At 58.5% G+C, this 18283-nt stretch carries 16 protein-coding genes; 7 read left to right on the top strand and 9 right to left on the bottom strand.

Annotation, left to right across the window (positions count from 1 at the left end; translation table 11 throughout):
* Positions 1-126: 126 nt before the first annotated feature.
* The 3 genes from ggt to AABO57_25050 all read right to left on the bottom strand — a co-directional run bounded on the left by ggt (position 127) and on the right by AABO57_25050 (position 2953).
* Entirely contained in the window at positions 127-1836 is a 1710-nt protein-coding gene (ggt, locus tag AABO57_25060; protein ID MEK6289003.1) for a gamma-glutamyltransferase, read from the bottom strand.
* Between the two features lie 44 nt (positions 1837-1880).
* The gene (locus tag AABO57_25055) at positions 1881-2207 is read right to left on the bottom strand and encodes a cupin domain-containing protein (protein ID MEK6289002.1); all 327 of its coding nucleotides are present in this window, start codon (positions 2205-2207) and stop codon (positions 1881-1883) included.
* 137 nt (positions 2208-2344) lie between these two features.
* A complete protein-coding gene (locus tag AABO57_25050; GenBank protein MEK6289001.1) occupies positions 2345-2953 on the bottom strand; it encodes a c-type cytochrome in 609 nt (202 codons plus the stop codon).
* 205 nt (positions 2954-3158) lie between these two features.
* Here AABO57_25050 and AABO57_25045 point away from each other — a divergent pair, with 205 nt between their 5' ends.
* Both AABO57_25045 and AABO57_25040 read left to right on the top strand, forming a co-directional pair.
* The gene (locus AABO57_25045) at positions 3159-3353 is read left to right on the top strand and encodes a hypothetical protein (GenBank protein ID MEK6289000.1); all 195 of its coding nucleotides are present in this window, start codon (positions 3159-3161) and stop codon (positions 3351-3353) included.
* 238 nt (positions 3354-3591) lie between these two features.
* Positions 3592-4965, top strand: a complete 1374-nt coding sequence (locus tag AABO57_25040; protein ID MEK6288999.1) for an APC family permease — start codon at positions 3592-3594, stop codon at positions 4963-4965.
* Positions 4966-5124: 159 nt separating this feature from the next.
* On the opposite strand, the gene AABO57_25035 is transcribed toward AABO57_25040, so the two are convergent.
* The 4 genes from AABO57_25035 to AABO57_25020 all read right to left on the bottom strand — a co-directional run bounded on the left by AABO57_25035 (position 5125) and on the right by AABO57_25020 (position 9397).
* On the bottom strand, positions 5125-5757 hold the full coding sequence (locus tag AABO57_25035; GenBank protein MEK6288998.1) for a hypothetical protein: 633 nt from the start codon (positions 5755-5757) through the stop codon (positions 5125-5127).
* A gap of 558 nt (positions 5758-6315) precedes the next feature.
* Positions 6316-7458, bottom strand: a complete 1143-nt coding sequence (locus AABO57_25030; GenBank protein ID MEK6288997.1) for an acyl-CoA dehydrogenase family protein — start codon at positions 7456-7458, stop codon at positions 6316-6318.
* The gene (gene glpD / locus AABO57_25025) at positions 7452-9134 is read right to left on the bottom strand and encodes a glycerol-3-phosphate dehydrogenase (protein ID MEK6288996.1); all 1683 of its coding nucleotides are present in this window, start codon (positions 9132-9134) and stop codon (positions 7452-7454) included. The genes AABO57_25030 and glpD overlap by 7 nt, the downstream gene beginning before the upstream one ends.
* Before the next feature lie 98 nt (positions 9135-9232).
* Positions 9233-9397 (bottom strand): hypothetical protein, encoded by a 165-nt coding sequence (locus tag AABO57_25020; GenBank protein MEK6288995.1) that lies wholly within the window; start codon positions 9395-9397, stop codon positions 9233-9235.
* 231 nt (positions 9398-9628) lie between these two features.
* On the opposite strand from AABO57_25020, the gene AABO57_25015 reads away from it, so the two are divergent.
* Positions 9629-10825: a CoA transferase gene (locus AABO57_25015; protein ID MEK6288994.1), complete on the top strand. Its 1197-nt coding sequence runs from the start codon at positions 9629-9631 to the stop codon at positions 10823-10825.
* Positions 10826-10849: 24 nt separating this feature from the next.
* On the opposite strand, the gene AABO57_25010 is transcribed toward AABO57_25015, so the two are convergent.
* Complete coding sequence (locus tag AABO57_25010; GenBank protein MEK6288993.1) at positions 10850-11788, bottom strand: DUF1080 domain-containing protein; 939 nt, start codon at positions 11786-11788, stop codon at positions 10850-10852.
* A gap of 465 nt (positions 11789-12253) precedes the next feature.
* Between AABO57_25010 and AABO57_25005 the strand changes: the two genes are divergently transcribed.
* Positions 12254-13636 (top strand): Gfo/Idh/MocA family oxidoreductase, encoded by a 1383-nt coding sequence (locus AABO57_25005; GenBank protein ID MEK6288992.1) that lies wholly within the window; start codon positions 12254-12256, stop codon positions 13634-13636.
* 102 nt (positions 13637-13738) lie between these two features.
* On the opposite strand, the gene AABO57_25000 is transcribed toward AABO57_25005, so the two are convergent.
* On the bottom strand, positions 13739-15106 hold the full coding sequence (locus AABO57_25000; protein ID MEK6288991.1) for an MFS transporter: 1368 nt from the start codon (positions 15104-15106) through the stop codon (positions 13739-13741).
* 401 nt (positions 15107-15507) lie between these two features.
* Between AABO57_25000 and AABO57_24995 the strand changes: the two genes are divergently transcribed.
* From AABO57_24995 to AABO57_24985, 3 genes are all read left to right on the top strand, one after another.
* Entirely contained in the window at positions 15508-17361 is a 1854-nt protein-coding gene (locus tag AABO57_24995) for a DUF885 family protein (protein MEK6288990.1), read from the top strand.
* 127 nt (positions 17362-17488) lie between these two features.
* Positions 17489-17749, top strand: coding sequence for a UPF0175 family protein (locus AABO57_24990; protein ID MEK6288989.1), 261 nt, complete (start codon positions 17489-17491; stop codon positions 17747-17749).
* Positions 17746-18252, top strand: a complete 507-nt coding sequence (locus AABO57_24985) for a DUF3368 domain-containing protein (protein ID MEK6288988.1) — start codon at positions 17746-17748, stop codon at positions 18250-18252. The genes AABO57_24990 and AABO57_24985 overlap by 4 nt, the downstream gene beginning before the upstream one ends.
* Positions 18253-18283: the final 31 nt, after the last annotated feature.

Raw genomic sequence — 18283 nt, 5'->3', positions numbered from 1 at the left:
GCCGCCGCGACCCATAACCTCAAAACGTACCCTGAACCCGGAACTCTGAACTCTGAACCCTGAACCCGGAACTCTGAACTCTGAACCCTGAACCCGGAACCCTGAACTCTGAACCGGAACCCGGAATCAGTACCCGAGTGCCATTCCATCCTTGCGCGGATCTGACGCCCCCATCAGTGTGCCGCTCAAGGGATCGATCATAATGGCCTGCCCGCCGCCCATCGAGGCTCCCGCTTGCGTCGCGCGTTGGTGCCCTCTTTCGATCAGGCTCCTGATGATCGGTTCTGTCATCGCGTCTTCGAACAGGACGCGTTTTCCGCTCATGTAGCGGAAGCGCGGCGCCTCGATCGCCTGTTGCAGGTTCATCCCCATGTCGATGAGGTTCGTCAGCACCTGCACGTGTCCTTGCGGCTGTATTGCCCCGCCCATAACGCCGAATGACATGAGTAGCTTTCCATCCTTGAACACCATCGAAGGGATGATCGTGTGAAACGGGCGCTTGCCGGGTTCAAGCCGGTTCACATGATTTGGGTCGAGCGAGAAACCTGAGCCTCGATCGTGCAACACGATTCCGGTATCGCCGGCCACGATTCCCGAACCGAAAGATTCAAACAGGCTGTTGATAAACGACACCGCGTTGCGGTCCTTGTCGACGACGGTGAAGTAAACCGTGTCATTGTGATTGATCACGACTCCCGGCTCAGGCGTTTCGATTACGCGATCGGGCTTGATCAGCGCTCGACGGCCCGCTGCGTATTCCTTCGAGAGCAACTCCGCAACCGGGACCTTCGCAAAGGCCGGATCGGCTATGTACTTGCCGCGATCGGCGAACGCAAGCTTCGTAGCTTCGATCAGCGTGTGATAGTAAAGGTCCGGCCGCGTGCTCATCGAGGACAGGTCGAAGCCTTCGAGAATGTTCAGCGTGAGCAATGCAGTGAGCCCTTGCCCGTTTGGCGGGCACTCGTACACCTTGTAGCCGCGATAATCGGTCGAGATCGGCTCGACCCATTCCGACTTGTGCTCGGCGAAGTCCTGCATCGAAAGAAAGCCGCCGTTCTTTTGACAGTAGTCGACAATCGCGCGCGCGATCTCACCTTTGTAGAAGGCGTCCCGACCGCCGCGAGCAAGCGTCCGAAACGTGCGAGCGAGGTTCTTCTGGCGAAAAATCTCGCCCGCGCGGGGGGCTCTTCCGTCAACCAGATAGTTCGACGATGAAGCGGGAGTCCTCTTGAGCTTCGCGACGGAGTCCGCCCAATCCGCGGCGGCCTTTCCCATCACCGGGAAGCCGTTTTCCGCGTATTCGATCGCGGGCAAGAGCAACTCAGTCAGCTTCACCGTTCCGTACTTCTCGAGCAGCGTCACCCATCCGTCGAACGCGCCGGGCACGGTGATTGGCTCCATGCCGCTGTCGGGCATGGTCCGGATTCCCTTCTTTGCGAAGTAATCGAGATTCAGAGCGCGAGGCGCGCGGCCGCTCGCATTCAGACCTTTCAGTTCCCCGGTCTTCGCCCAATAGACCAGCGCGAACATATCGCCGCCGACTCCGGTCATCATCGGTTCGGTGACGTTGAGCACGGCCGCCATCGCGATTGCCGCATCAACGGCGTTGCCGCCACGCTTCAAGACGTCCAGTCCAACTTGCGACGCAAGCGGCTGACTCGACGCGACCATGCCGTGCTCGGCGCGGACGATCGAACGGCCTTGTTTGATCTCCGATGCCCAATGCTTGCCGTCGAAGTAAGAGTGAGCGGTTGTGATCAGCATAAACATCACCATAGCCAGTGACACGCTCACGCGCAGTGGGCCTTGTACGGAAGCAAAGTTTGCGAATGCCATAACTCCTCCCAGTCGATCTGATTCTACTGTTCGGGCTGGCTGGGCTAAGCCTTATTCGGATTCGGGGCCATGAAGACCAGAAGGACGAGACGAGCGTCCGATTGGTTGTGCACCCCGTGTTCGATGTCTGCGGGCGCGAGCACGATCTGATCAACCCCAAGCTCGCGGTCTTCCTCACCGATGTGAAAGCGGCCTGTGCCTTCGAGCACAAAGTAAATCTTATCCGCGCCCGAATGCGCGTGCCGTTTCTGTTCCTGGCCAGGCTCGAGGCAGTAGATGTCGGCGAACATCCGTTCGGTCTCGAACAGATTCACCTTCTGCATCTTCTCCGCTGAGAAGCGGCGCTCGGATTGTACGTTTCTAACTTCCATTCCCCGGTTACCGATCTGAGTTTGAATCTCAGATTACGCGAGATCTGAGATTCCAGATTATCAACTATCAGCCTCGCTCAGGATGATTCGCTAGGTCAGGGTGATTCGCTGAATCCGCAATCATCGATCCGCAATTCCTACGACGCCGGCCGGGTCTGTCCGCGATGACAGGTGAAGCACGTCACCCGAGCCGTACTTCCAAGCTTGGCGTTGGTGTCGCGGACGAGTTGAATCATTTTGCGAGCGGTCTGCTTCTGCGGCTTGTCGTCTTTCTCGAACTGGTCCTTGATGTGACAGTAAGTGCAGTCCACTCCCAGCGACGATTTGAACGCAAACATGACTTTCATTAAACGCTCGGACGGGAGTCCCTTGAGGAGCTGAATGTTCTTGTACTTTTGCTCGGCGCGCTCTTCCTTGCTGCCGGACGGCAATGGGTCGAGCGACGGAAGTTCCGCGGCCTCTCCCGCCGAAGGCGCCGGCGAAGGGCTTACCGCTTCCGATGCTCCCGGAGTTCCGGCGGGCAGCGGCGGCGCGGGAATGGTCTGACCCGAATCGAGAGGCGGATGCCCCGGTGGCAGCGCCTGACCGCTGTTGCTACTGTTAACCGAGGCCTGTTTTTCGACGCCGGGCGCTGCCTGAGGGGCCGCGCTGCCTCCGCTGGGCGTGGCCCAGTTGCCCACAATGAAACCGAGCACCAGCCCGGCTACTATGCCGATGATTCCGTAGCTGAAGTATTCCTTATTCATTTTCCAACGGCTCCCAAATTGACGTGAGTTTCTTTGACTGATGATTACGCCGGCGAATATTATCAACGCTCGGATCGCTGAAGGATTCTAGCACAGTGAATATCGGAGATCGAATTCTAACAACACTCCTGATATCGAAGTCACGCAGACTGGACAGTCTACGATACCGGCCTTGCAGAGCAAGACTCTGATTTGGAGGAAACTGATGGCCAAGGTCTTCTACTTGCACTGGAATCGCGAAGAAGCCGAAGCGCGAGCGATTGTTTTGAAGAAGGCTGGACACGATGTGCGCTGTCACTGGAGCACGGAAGAACACATCAAGCTGGGAGACTTCACTCCGGAAGCGGTGATCATTTCGCTCGATCGATTGCCTTCGCACGGGCGCGCGGTCGCCCAGTGATTCTGGGAGGCCAAGAAGCGGCAAGGCATTCCGATTCTGTTCGCGGGCGGCGCTCCGGAGAAGGTCGAAGCTACTCGGGCAAAGTTTCCGAAGGCGATCTTCTGCTCCAGCGACGACGTTCCACCCGCGCTCGCCAAAGCTCTAGGTTGAGGAAGCCGCTTATCACAGGTGTTGTTCAATATGTTTCGGTTGAGAATATCGCCCGCTCCGCTCAGGAACTTTCCGTTTAGGAGACAGTTTGGGAACTGCTCGAACAACCACTAGTCCGCCCGCCCTGCGGCAAGCGTTGCGCGCGAGGGAATACTTCACGCTGGCGTTCGGGACGATGGTCGGCGTTGGGTGGATGGTGGTCATCGACGATTGGCTTACGCGAGGCGGAGCCGTCGGCGCGATGCTCGGGTTTCTGATCGGCGGGTTGGCGCTGATTCCCATCGCGTATGTCTACGGACGTTTGACCGAGCGCATGCCGGATGCCGGGAGCGAGATCGCTTATACCGGCGCCGTATTTCCGAAAGGCGTCAGCTTCGCCACCGGGTGGATGATGACGCTGGCTTACTTGATCGTGTGTCCCTACGAAGCAGTCGCTATCGGGCGGGTCGGCTCATACGTTTTCCCGCAGTTGAATGCGATCGAGCTTTATCGCGTCGGAGGCTACCCGGTTTATCTCCCGCACCTGTTGGCCGGCCTGGCGCTTACAGCCGTGATCATGCTGGTCAACTATCGAGGCGTTCACATAAGCGCCAGGTTTCAAAACCTGACGACATTCGGCCTGCTCGCGATCTTTGCGGTATTCGCCACGCTTGGACTGTTTCGCGGAGACGCCGCGAATTGGCAGCCGCCGTTTGCAGACAACAGGGGAGCGCTCGGAGGGTTAGTGTCGATGCTGATGGTGCTTCAGATAGTCCCTTACTTCATGACCGGTTTTGAAGCGGCGCCGAAGTGTTCGGAAGAAGCTTCCGTTGATTTCCAGCCGAAGCACTTCGTGCGAGTGATATTCATGGCGCTTGGCGCGGGTATTTTTTTCTACGTGACGATCATCGGCGTGGTGACGCTCATTCAGCCGTGGCAGTCGTTGACAAACGAGCGTTTCGCGACCGCGGTCGCCTTCGAGCGCGCCTTCGGATCGCGCGCGCTTGTGCAGTTGATCATGCTTGCGGTGCTGCTTTCATTGCTGAAGATCTTCAACGGGAACTTCCTAACGTCCACGCGGTTGTTGTTTGCGATGGGGCGGCGCAACTTGCTCGATGCCCGGCTCGCGCGAATCGATGAGCGCTATCGAACGCCGAAGACCGCCGTAGCGTTTGCGGGTTGTTTCACGGTGATCGCATCGTTTCTTGGACAGGCGGTGCTGGTTCCGATCTCGGAAGTCGGCTCGCTGGCGGCGGCTATCGGATGGCTTGCGACCTGTCTCGCGTTTTGCAGCGGTGCGGGAGGGGTCGCGACTTCGCGCCGGCTAAGAATGATTGGATACAGCGGGGCCGCGGTAGCCGCAATGCTGATCGTGATGAAGATCGTTCCATCGATCCCAGGCAGCTTCGGCAGATACGAGTATTCCGCGCTGGGCGCGTGGTCCGTCTTGGGTTTCGTGTTGTGGAAACGCCGGCGCAACTAGTCGCCTGTAACATGCGCTTCACTAGTGAAGGAGTGGTATCCGCGCAAATCCGCCGAACCAGTGTCATCCGTGGTCTATGCGGCGGGTTTGACGGATTCGCACCGATTTCGTACCCATTCGATCGCTAGCGAAACGGCTGTTACAAGTCACTAGCGCGCGTCACTGCGGCGTGATCACCGGCGGCGCATCGCAAGGCCACGCCGTGGAGCGCGGCTCCGGTTGTATCTCGCACATCACCGCGAAGTAGTTTGCCATCTCATAGATCAACAAATCTCGCGCGTGACGCAGCCAGCCTTTATGCTCGCCTTCCCAGATATAGTAGATGTTCAGGACCTTTATCTCTTTGGGAGTTGGGTAATAGGCGCCCGCAACAAGCACCTTGTAGAACGGCTCGAAAAAAGCCGACGGCATGATTATCACATAGACGTCCTTCGCGGACACCCGGCTCGCGCGTTTGGCAAGCGCCCCTTCGCAGGCCGTGAATTGAGCCAGCGTCTTATCGAATGCCTCGTCGATCCATTGCCCTATTGCGTCCGGCGAACCGGGGAAGGCCAATAGCTCTTCGATGATCGAATCGGGGACGTCGTTCTCTCTCCAGGCGCCAATTTTTTTCTTCCACTTTGTCTGCGGCTGGTCGTAGCCCTGCGTGTTGTAGCGAATACCATATTTGCTGGTGAACTGATCCGGCACTTCGCGAGGCTTCCCTAGGAACTGATGGGTGCCCTGAGCTTCAGCCGTCGAGACACAAAGCAACAGCGAAGCGAGCGACAACAAAACGAATCGTCTCGGCATGGATTTCCCCTCCCTACACGTTTCCTCTGCTCTTGCCTCGCGGAAACCGGCGGCGCCAGCGGACAGGATGACCCTCAACCGCGCAATGGAGACTCGCCGGAAGCTTTGAGGCGCTGCGATGTTTTGCAGCGGATTGTCCCGTTTTTTAAGAGGGGCTCTGACCGGACTTTGATACCGTGACTTCGCTTTGCCTGGGCTGATCTGGTTCTAGCATTCCCAGCGAAGCCGCAAGTACCGTACGTCCTGCTCGCGGGGGCGAGCATCTTTTGTGAGGAAGGGCTTACTTCGTGTCGGGCTCAGCCTCTACGTGACGGGCTGTAGCCTCGAGCTCAAATTCCTTTTTCCGGAAAATTGAAGCTCATACCAGATCCAGTAACTCGGAGATACGCACAAACCTGCTCTGGATCTACGGTTGGATTCCTTGTCAATCGGTGGGAGCTTAACAATGTGGGGGACGCAAAGTTACTGCAAGGGCGACTTTTTGTCAACAAGTTTTTGCACTTCGGGTGCTTCTGTCTTGAACTCCCTATGTCGGCCGAGCCTGCCTCTTAAAACGGTTCACCGAAGTAGCTGCCCGGCGATGACCAGCTTCTGGATCTCCGATGTTCCTTCGTAGATCCTCAGCGCGCGAACTTCGCGATAGAGACGTTCGACTACCGCACCGCGCACCACGCCTGTTCCGCCGTGGATCTGAACTGCTGAATCGATGACCCGCTGTGCGGCTTCGGTAGCGTAGAGCTTCGCCATCGCAGACTCGAGAGTCACTCGAGTGACGCCGGTGTCTTTTAGCCAGGCCGCTCGATAGACCAGAAGGCGGGCCGCATCAAGCTCGGTGGCCATCTCGGCCAGCTTCATCTGCGTCGCTTGAAACTCGGCAATTGGTTTTCCGAATTGCACCCTGCGCTTCGCGTAGCCGATCGCTTCATCGAGCGCGCGCCACGCCAGCCCCGCCGCCGCCGCGCCGACGGTTGGCCGAAACGAATCGAGCGTCGTCATCGCTATCTTGAAGCCCTCGCCTTCTTCGCCGAGCAGATTGGACAGAGGCACGCGGCAACCGTCAAATCTTATGCGGCCGATCGGATGCGGCGCGATCAATTCGATCTTCTCTTCAAAGTGAAAGCCGGACGCGTGCTTCTCGACCACGAACGCCGAGATGCCCTTGCTTCCTTTTGCGGAGTCAGTCTTCGCGAACACGGTGTAAAAATCCGCAAGCCCCGCATTCGAGATGAAGGTCTTCACTCCGTCAAGCACGTAGCTTGCACCATCGCGGCGCGCCGTCGTTTGAAGAGCCGACACGTCCGAACCGGCTTCGGGTTCGGTGATCGCGAACGCCGCGATCGCATCGCCGCTCGTGACCTTTGGCAGGAGTTGCCGCTTGAGCTCATCCGATCCCGCAAGCGCCACCGGGAAGCTGCCGAGCCCCTGCATCGCGAACATCAGATCGGCCAGCGAGGATTCATAGCAGAGATGTTCGCGCACAACGCATAGCGCTCGCACGTCGAGCGAGCTTGCGCCGCTTTCAAACCGCGCGGGAACCGTGCGGGCCAGCAGCCCTTCGCGAGCGAGCGCCCTTACAAGACTCCGAGCCTGCTCGTCTTCAGTTCCACCAAGAGCCGCGCCGCGCACTTGCTCGCTGACGAAGCGATCGACTTGCTGGGCGAGCTGCCGATGATGGTCTTCGAGGAACGGTGTGTTCAGCATGTTGGGGCCTCTTGCAGAACGCCGACGCTTTGTTCTTCAGCCGTCGGCCTGCCAGCCTCGCGCTCGAGCAAGCTCGATACGCGCATAGCGCACGAGCGGCCGTGATCGCTCACGAGCAATTCAATGCGAGTTCGGCGCGAAAGAAAGTCTTCGACAGTCGCCGCCATCTCGAATCGCGCGGCGTAGACGGCTTCGGCCACGATGTGAGGAAGTCCGTCGATCAAGGTCGTTTTCAACTCTTCCGACTCGCGGGTGAGTTCGAGGATCACACGATAGTTGCTGCCGTAGGTTCCCATCAAGTGCTCGACCGTAGCTACGTCAATACCGAATTCCGTCGCGGCTCGAGCTTCTTTGCGCGCGTCGCCTTGAGGCGTTCCACCCGCAAGCTGGATGTTCTCAGTCACGCTGCGATGCGCTCGCGGCCGGCGGACTCCATCAATGGTTTCAAGTCGACGGCCAACGGAATCAACGACGCGCTCAGCCATTCGTCTCCAGGTTGTCAGCTTGCCGCCCGTGATAGTGATCAGGCCCGAGGCGTCTTCGAAGACCTCCTCCTTGCGCGAAAGCTCTTTTGTCGACTGTCCGTCCGCGGCGATCAACGGCCTCAGCCCGGCGAACGTGCTGATCACGTCTTCGGTTGACAGCCGCGCGTCCGGGAAAGCTCGAGCCGCTGATTGCACAACGCGATCCACTTCATCGGCCTCGGCACGCGGGTCGTCCAGACTTCCTGAATAGTCCGTGTCTGTCGTCCCGATGACCGTGCGGCCCTGCCACGGAATGACGAACAGAAACCGGCTCTCGCCAAGCGACGGAATCAACACGGCCGTGTGGTTCTGTAGCCTTTCAGATGGAACAACGACGTGGATGCCTTTCGAGGGCCGGAGTCTTTTCGGCGCCCTTGCGTCAGACAGGCGAGACACCTCATCCGACCACACTCCGGTTGCGTTCACGACTACCTTCGCGCGCAACTCGAACGAGCCGCCATCGCGCGTGTCCTCTAGCTCAACCTTCGACACGCCGTCATCGTCGTTGCGAAATCCACGCGCGCTGACGTAGTTCGCTACCAGCGCGCCGTGAGCGGCTGCCGCTTTGATCACCTCGATCACCAGCCGCGCGTCGTCGGTCAGACCGTCGTAGTAAAGGAACGCGCCGCGGAGACCGCGCGGCTCAAGCGCCGGGGCTTGCTTGAGCGCGGCTTCACGCGACAGCCATTGATGTCGACCGATGTTCCGGCGCCCAGCCAGCAGATCGTACAGCCATAGCCCAACCGCAAGCTTCAGCCTATTCGCTCCGAGGGGAGATTGCTCGCTCGAAGAATAGACGGGCACCAGAAACTGGAGCGGCTTGCTTAGATGAGGAGCGATTCGCGAAAGCACGGCGCGCTCGTGAAGCGACTCACGCACCAGACCGAAATTGAATTGCTCGAGGTAGCGCAGGCCCCCGTGAATCAACTTCGACGATCGCGAGCTGGTTCCGCTTGCGAAGTCGCGCTTCTCGATGAGCGCGACCGTGAGCCCTCGCGATGCTGCATCGAGCGCGACCCCGGCGCCCGTAATTCCTCCGCCGATGACAGCGAGATCGAATACCTCGCTGCGCATTCGTTCGAGACTAGCCGCGCGGGTGCGCATTGATAACTCGATCGCGGCAGTCGACCAGGTGTTGGGCCCCTCATTCATCGATGCTCTCGATTCTCAGCCAAGACTCTAGCAGTCTGGTGAAGAATTCGATAACACAGCAGTGTTCTCTCGCGTCGGTCTAGACACAACGTCTTCGTCTAATCGCGCAATCCCCCAACCGGCAGGTTGGCATATACCCACTTCGTGAGAAGTGAGTACATGATGTCGCCGCCTACAACGAAGCGCTTCGAGCTCCATACCCACTTCGTGAGAAGTGGGTACGTAATGTTGCCGCCTACAACGAAGCGCGCCTGGCGCTGCATACCATTTCGTAAGAAGTGGGTACGTGATGTTCCAGTCCTATCGAGGCCCGAGACAGTCCGATGCGCTTAATGCAGGCCACAACATCACGAACCCCTCTGACGAGGTGGGTATGGTACCCAGCGGGGTCGACTGAATGCTTTGTGTAGTAGGCTACATCATCACTAACCCACCTCTTACGAGGTGGGTATGCAGTCTCCCTGAGTTGAATAAACCCGTCTCTAGAAGGTACGATGCTGCGAGTTATGCCGGGACCTCTTGAAGGAATTCGAGTCATCGATTTTGGTCGCTTCATCGCCGGGCCTTACTGCGCGATGTTGCTCGCCGACTTCGGCGCCGATGTGATCCGCGTCGAGCGGCGCGATGGTGGCGAAGACCGCAAACTCGGCCCCGTCACCGAAAGCGGCGAAGGCGGCCTGTTCCTAACCATCAATCGCAACAAGCGCGGCATCACGCTCGATCTCGGCCATCCCAAAGCTCGAGAGATCATCCGCCGTCTCGTTGGCACCGCCGACATCGTCGTCGTCAATCTGCCGCTCGCGGTGATGAAGAAGCTTGGGCTTGACTACGAATCGCTTCGTGCCGTGAAAGACAACATCATCCTCGTGATGGCCTCCGCGTTTGGCCCCGATGGTCCGTATGCCGATCGCGTAGGCTTCGACGGAGTCGTTCAAGCGATGAGTGGCGCGATGAGCCTCACTGGATTCCCCGGTCCGCCAGTCCGCTCGATTGTTTCGTGGGCCGACTATGGGACGGCGCTCCACGGAGCATTCGGAGCGATGACCGCGCTGTATCATCGGCAGAAAACCGGTCGGGGTCAGTTGATAGACGTGTCGTTGCTTGCAACCGGGGTGACTTTCATGACGCCGCTTTTGGCCGAGCTCAAGACGATGGGGATTCGCCGGGAGCAGATAGGAAACACCGGCTACTACGCGGCGCCGAGCGACGCTTACCAGACGCGAGATGGATGGATCATCGTTCCGACCATCGGCGGTCCGATGTTCCGGCGCTGGGCGCGATTGATTGGCAGGGAAGACTTGATCGATGATCCGCGATTCAGAGACGACATCTCGCGCGGTAACAACGCCGCGGTCATCAACGAGGCGATGTCTTCGTGGTGTTCCACGCGCACGCGAGAAAAAGCGATCGCGGAGCTTGAAGTCGCGCGGATTCCCTGCGGACCCTGTTACAACCTGGACGAAGTGGTCGCTGATCCTCAGGTGAACTCGCGAAATCTTCTCGAACAGATCGAGTACCCCGGAGGCAAGAAGCCCGTCTCGATCGCGAGCCCGCCGCTGCGCTTGAGCGAAACGCCCGCCGCCGCATGCCGCCGCGCTCCCACGTTGGGCGAGCACACCGGCGAGGTCCTTGGCGAACTTGGTTTCACTCCCGAAGACATCGCCGCCCTTCGAGAATCAAACGCCATCTAACTTTCTTGCCTTCACATCCGCTGCTCACTTGGACGGGGTGATGACCATGTTTCGGTAGTAGATCTGCGTGTGATCACCCTGCAACATTATCGGGCCGGGCTCGCCTTCGTTGCTGTCGAGTGCGCCTCCGGTAATCCCCGGGATCTCGGCGTTGTCGATGACGGTCTTGTCGTTGAAAACCACGGTGACCCGGCGGCCGATGAACGTGATGTCGAATGACTGCCACTCTCCTGGCTGCTTCGCGGGAATGCTCGAAGGGCTGATGAAGCCGTAGATGCCGGCGCAGCGATGGCTCTCAGGCTCTTTGCCGAAGTCTTCCTGAACCTGGATCTCGTACCGGCCGCGCAGATAAACGCCGCTGTTGCTCTTATCGATCAGCTTGAATTCGACGTGAAGCTTGAAGTTGGTGAACTTCTGCTCGGTAATTATGTCCGTGCCGCGAGGCGTGTTTTCCAACACCCCATCGACTACGCGCCAGGTCGCGGCCTTGGCGGGGTCACGAACTCTCCACCCGATCAGATCGCGTCCGTTGAAGAGCGTTATCGGCTTGCCCCATCGCGGAGTTGATTTGCGGCCGAGCTTTGGCGCGCGAACCGCGGTCCATTTCATCGTTTGTCCTTCGCGGCCGGATATGGTTCCTTCGAGCCGCTTTCCGATCAGTTGAGCTTCGTACCTGGTGTTCTGATCAAACTGAACCGAGAAGGCGAGGTGACCGTTTGCGAACTCGATCGACGCCATCGGAAGCTGGCTGCCGGTGCGTCCCACGAAACGGCCTTTGAGCTTCTCACCCTCGCGACTCGCTTCAAACCATGAGGGATACTGACCGGCGGCGCCCTGGATGGTCATGTCCCAGCGCCCGATTATTTTGTCATCCGCCGCCATCCTGCGAGGCGAACCGGCCGCGATTACCAGAACGCCCGGCACTGCTGCGCATAGCACAGCTAGAACGCTTGTCTTGAACATTCGATGGACCTCTTTGAAGAGATTTGTGGCGACGGGAGAATACTACGTCACCTGATTTCGGTCGTCTTTTGCCGATTTCTCGGTAGTGTCCTAATCTTGTGTTGGTCGACTAGGACATTATCAAGCGACCGCGTATTTGGACTCGGTGGCGTCTTTGCGTTGCCACCGCTTTCTGTCGTTTCGTGGCGATAACCAAAAGCGGCGGCAACGCACAAAGGCCGCCGCAGTCCAAATATTCCGTCGCCCGCAATCGGGTCGTGCGCCCGGCCACCTGCAATATCAACACAAGATTAGGACACCACTGATTTCTCATTGCAAACGAACGGGCAAGAGGATAATAGTAGCCTTTCACCCTATCGAGCAACCGCAGAGCTGGGAGCGCAGCATCCCTGCCTGCTTTGCGTTGCGCTAGAAGAGGCAGGCGGGGATGCCTGCGCTCCCAGGATGGAACAGGAGATTAACTAAATGAACCACCAAAGCGGAAAAACCTCTCGACGAGATTTCATCAAGCTGACCACGGCTACGACCCTGGCAGCCGCAACGTCAACAACGATCCTCGCAGCCGAGCGGTCAAGCCTGCGGGAGAGAGTCGCGCCCAGCGACAGAATCAGGCTCGGGCTTGTCGGAGCCGGCGGGCAAGGGATGGGTGACACTCGCGAAGCTTTAAAGGTTCCCGGCGTCGAACTCGTAGCCGCGGCTGACCTGTACGACGGACGCCTGGCTCGCGCCAAAGAAATCTGGGGCAACCAGCTCTTCACCACGCGTGATTATCGCGAAGTACTTGCACGCCCCGATGTTGATGCGATCATCATCGCCACCCCGGACCACTGGCACATGCGCATCTCGAATGAAGCGATGAAGGCCGGCAAAGACGTCTATTGCGAGAAGCCGATGGTGCAGTCGCTCGAGCAAGGCAAGCACGTCATCGAGACCGCGAAACAGACGAATCGCATCTTTCAAGTCGGCAGCCAGCGGGTCAGCTCGATCGTCTACAAGAAAGCCAAGGACCTGCTAGCCTCGGGAGCGATCGGCGAGCTGAACATGGTTGAAGCCTGGTGGGATCGCAGCAGCGCGATCGGCGCGTGGCAATATTCAATACCGCCGGACGCCTCGCCCACGACCGTTGACTGGGACCGCTTTCTGGGTGAAGCGCCGAAGCGGGCGTTCGATGCCACGAGGTTCTTCCGATGGCGGAACTATCGCGACTACGGTACGGGGGTCGCCGGCGACCTGTTCGTTCATCTTTTTTCGGGCTTGCACTTCGTGGTTGGAACAACCGGGCCGACGCGAGTGATGGCGACCGGCGGGACGCGCTACTGGAACGACGGACGCGACGTGCCCGATGTGATGCTGGCGTTGTGCGACTACCCCAAGACCGCGAACACACCTGCCTTTAATCTGGCTCTGAGAGTCAATTTTGCGGCCGGCGCAAACGAAAGCTCAGGCTTCCGATTCATCGGAAGCGAAGGCGTGATGACGCTGTCGGGCGTAGTGACGCTCTCGAAAAAGACTCGAGCGAAGGAACCGGGCTACACGATCGATACTTTCCCGAAGGCGACTCAGGAGGCATTCTTGAAGGAGTACCGCGCGAAGTATCCGGAGAACAAACAGGACATCAACGCATCGAGTCAGGATACCTACGCGCCGCCTTCAGGCTACAGCGATTCGGTCGATCACCTCACTGCGTTCTTTGAAGGCATGCGCTCTCGCAAGCCAGTGGTGGAGGATGCAGTGTTTGGCTTCCGCGCGGCGGGGCCGGCTCTGCTTACCAATCGCAGCTACTTCGACAATCGAGCATACGACTGGAACGCCGAGACGATGACGTTCAGTAAGGAACGAGGTGCTTGAGGAGGATAGAGGATAGAGGATAGAGGATAGAGGATGGATGATCGCTTCTCAATCTTCGATCCTCAATCTTCGATCCTCAATCCTCTATCCTCGATTCTTGTCTCAAACATTAGCGGCGTTCCACTGCTTCAACCGCTCGAGGCTGGCGATAAACGGCTTGAGTCCAGCCCAAAGCAAAGTCGCCGCCCCCACATGCGCGAAGGCGGCGACGCTAACCAGCGAGTACCGAACCGCCTGATCATCTTCAAAAATGAAATCGGTCGCGGCTGCAACGGCAGAAGGTCCGAGGCCAAGTCCAATGAGGTTGACTACGAAGAGGTAGATCGCCGAGGCCTGCCCGCGCATAGAATTCGGCATCATCTGCTGAATCGCAGCCGCGGAAACACCAAACGGCGCGCTTGCCAGAAAGGCTGCAGGGACCAGCAGCGCAGCCGCCCAGTAAGCATCCGAAACCACTGGATAGAGCAACCCAAAGGGGAGCCACGCAATCGCGACCATCAACCCAACGCGCATAGTCGCATCTCTGTGGCCGCGCTCTACCATCCAGTCGGCCAGCCGTCCCCCCGCGACTATTCCGACCGTGCTGGCTATAGCAACGATCCAGCCGTAGACCTGACCGGCCTGCGATTCGCTCCAGCCGTGATTGCGCACGAAGAAAGTTGGAATCCACGCGCTGCTGCCATAAGAGGAGAATGACAACAGCGCAAACCCGACGTTGTGACACGCGAAAGTGCGCCAATTCTGTTTGAGGTAAGCAACAACCTCGTTCATTGGCACCTGCGCGACTCTTGTCTTGCCGTCCGCCGCCTTCATCGTCTTGATGCCGCGACGAACTGGCTCGCGCACCGTGTACATAAGAAGCGCGAGCAACACGCCGGGAAGGCCGACGATGAAGAACACGACCTGCCAGGGCCGTGTCGCCCCGACTAATGGTAGGTCCCAGGTCTCCTGAGCCGATGCGAGACCGGCTACCAGACCGCCGACAATAAACGCGACCCCCGAGCCGATGTAGATTCCCATCCCGTAGACGCTGATGGCCGTCGCCCGCCGTTTCGGAGGAAAGTAGTCGGTGATGATCGAGTAGGCCGCAGGGGACAATGCCGCTTCGCCGACTCCCACCCCCACGCGCAGCAGCAGCATCTGCACGAAGTTCCTCGCGAGCCCGCAGCCCGCTGTCATCACGCTCCAGACAGCGAAGCCTACAGCGATGATCGTGCGGCGGCTCCGCGAATCGGCGAGCCTGCCAAGCGGAATGCCGAAGAAGGTGTAGAAGAGCGCGAAGCTGAATCCCATCAGCAGGCTCATCTGAAAGTCGGTGATGCCAAGGTCGCGCCGAATCGGCCGCACAAGCAGATTCAGAATCTGCCGGTCGATAAATGAGAAGATGTAGACGAACGTCAGCACGCCGACCACGTACCACGCGTAGCCTTGCGGCGGGTAAGGTTCTTCGTTTTCCTTTGGCTGAGCCATGATCCACCTCGCTTTGCGTTGCACTCGTTCTGTTGAACTAGATGGCGCGACACTATACCGCAGATTCCCGGTCGCCTCAACGCGACCGCTGGGTAGTGTCCTAATCTTGTGTTGGTCGACTAGAACACTACCAAGCGAGCGCGTATTTGGACTGCGGTGGCGTCTGTGCATTGCCACCGCTTTTGATTGTCCCGACGAAGCCACAGAAAGCGGCGGCAACGCACAAAAGCCGCCGCAGTCCAAATATTCCGTCGCCCGTCATCGGTCGCGGCCAGGGCATTTGCGAATATCAACACAAGATTAGGACACTACCGCGCGTTGCGAGCCCACCGGGAGTTGTGGGATAAGTGCAAGCTGAGTTCTTCAGAGGATTTCGGGGCAACTAAGACGAGGTGAAAAGGATGAGTAGTGCGAGACTCTTGGTGATCGGTGTTTTGATTGCGATGCTCGCGCTTGGCGGCGGTTTCGGGTTCAGCTCCTCAGCGCGCGCGCATAGCGAAACGGAACAAAGAGGCCTCGACTCAGATGCCGGGCCGAAAAAGGGCGATGACCCGATCCCCCGGTTGAACGACGCGGACTCGCGGCCAAGCGAGATGCGCGGCGTGATCGAAAGGTACACAGCGGACCGCGGCAGCCTCGCCCGGTTTTACTCCGTCGAAGCTTCGTCGGCGCGACAGGCTCGGATGAAACAGTTTTACACCGACTGGCTTGCGGCACTCGCGAAGCTCGGTTTCGATTCGATGAGTCAGGATGGGCGCATCGATTACTTACTCTTCAAGAATCACCTCGACCACGAACTGCGCCAGTTGGACCTGCAAACCAAAGCCCTTGCCGAAGTTGCCACGCTCGTGCCGTTTGGTCAGACCATCACCGATCTCGAAGACACCCGCCGCCGCATGGAAGCTATCGATTCCGCAAAGATCGCGGCGTTGTTCACCAAGATGGCCAGGCAGATCGACGGGACGAGCAAGGCAGTCGAGGGTGGGCTCAAACCCGACGCGAAACCCGATGCGATCAAAGCGAAGAAGACCGTCGCGAACCGCGCTGTCGCTGCGATCGTGAGCCTTCGTAACACGCTGCGGAACTGGTACGGCTTCCACAACGGCTACGATCCGATATTCACGTGGTGGGTCGGCGAGCCTTACAAGTCTGTCGATCAATCGCTTGAAAAGTACGCGGCGTTCCTGCGCGAAAAAGTCCTAGGGCTGAAACCGGGGGACACAACCGAGATCATCGGCGATCCCATAGGGCGCGAGGCGCTGATGAGCGAGCTTAGCTTCGAGATGATTCCTTACACGCCCGAAGAGCTGGTTGCGATCGCCAACAAGGAGTACGCGTGGTGCGAAGCTGAGATGAAACGTGCATCGAGAGAGCTTGGCTACGGCGACGATTGGATGAAGGCGCTCGAATACGTGAAGACGTTGTACGTCGAGCCAGGCAAGCAACCCGATCTGATCCGCGAGCTGGCGCTTGAAGCGATCAGGTTCGTTGACGATCACGATCTGGTCACCGTTCCGCAACTTGCTCGCGACACCTGGCGCATGGAGATGATGACACCCGAACGCCAGTTGGTCAGTCCGTTCTTTCTTGGCGGCGAGACGATTCAAGTTTCTTATCCTACAAACACGATGGGCCACGAAGCGAAGATGATGAGCATGCGCGGGAACAACATCCACTTCTCGCGCGCGACGGTGTTTCACGAGTTGATCCCGGGGCATCATCTGCAGGGATTCATGGCCGCTCGATACCGGACCTATCGCCAGCTCTTCAGCACGCCCTTCTGGACGGAAGGCGGCGCGCTCTACTGGGAGATGCTGCTGTGGGACATGAACTTCGCCAAGTCACCCGAGAACCGGATCGGCATGCTCTTCTGGCGAATGCACCGCTCTGCGCGAATCATTTTCTCGCTCAGCTTTCATCTCGAAAAGATGACGCCGCAGGAGTGCATCGACCTGTTGGTCAAGCGAGTGGGTCACGAAGTCGACAACGCGACCGCCGAAGTTCGGCGCTCGTTTGGCGGAGCCTATGGGCCGCTGTATCAATGCGCGTACTTGCTTGGCGGCTTGCAGGTTCGTGCGCTTCGTCGCGAATTAGTCGACTCGGGCAAGATGACTAACCGGGCGTTTCACGATGCGGTGTTGAAAGAGAATCGAATCCCGATCGAAATGGTGCGCGCGAGCCTGACAAAGCAGAAGCTGACGGGTGACTTTGTTTCGAGCTGGAAGTTCTATGGCGCCAACCCGGCAGTGCGATGAAGGGGCTCCTCGAGCGGAACTCGGCACGTACTTTTGGGAACTGCCAGGGCCGATTTACGATTGCGACGATTCGTAGCGCCCGTGTATCCTTAACCAGCGAAGATGACAAGCAATCGGAGCCGGTATTATGGAAGTACTGTTGACCATTCCCGACGAAATTGCGGCGCAGCTAGACAATGCTAACGATCTTTCTCGGTTAGCTTTGGAGGCGCTGGCCATCGAAGCCTATCGCCGAGAGGCTTTGAGCCTAGGCGAGGTAGCCGACCTCCTGGGAGTATCTGTGTATGAGGCAGATGGGTTTCTGAAGGCTCACGGCGTACCAGCGGGGCTGACGCTTGATGAGCTTGAACAGCAGAGGGTCGCGCTCGACAACCTGTTGGGCCAATGATTGTCATCTCGGACACTACTCCAATCAACTACCTTGTTCTGATCGGGCGCATCGACATTCTCAAAGAACTGTTCGGACACGTCATCATACCTCGAGCGGTCTGGGACGAATTCCACAAACCGGGTACACCTGATCTCGTGCGCACATGGGCCGATGGGTCTCCCGCCTGGTTGGAAGTAAAGGAGGCTTCTTCGTCCTTCATCACATCGGTAAGACAACTTGGAGCCGGCGAACGCGAAGCGATTGCGTTAGCGAATGAACTAAGAGCTGACGCCGTACTGATGGATGAGCGCAAGGGGACGAAAGAGGCGCGGAGACATGGCCTCACTGCGTTCGGCACTTTGGCGATTCTGGAAAAGGCGGCTCAGAGAGGACTCCTTGATTTGGCGGATTCTTTTCGCGAACTCGCCCAAACCAACTTCCGCTTTCCCAGGACAGAGATACTCGAAGACTTGCTTGAAAGAAATAAGCGCCGAGAGCCTGGAGGGCCGAGTCAGGAATGATCTCTCAGGCCGAAGCGCGAGGTGGCGAAGA

Source organism: Acidobacteriota bacterium, from assembly GCA_038040445.1.
In the GTDB taxonomy this organism is placed as follows: domain Bacteria; phylum Acidobacteriota; class Blastocatellia; order UBA7656; family UBA7656; genus Onstottus_A; species Onstottus_A frigus.
Note: the sequence above shows the minus strand (reverse complement) of the source record. Positions and strands in the feature narration are given on the sequence as shown.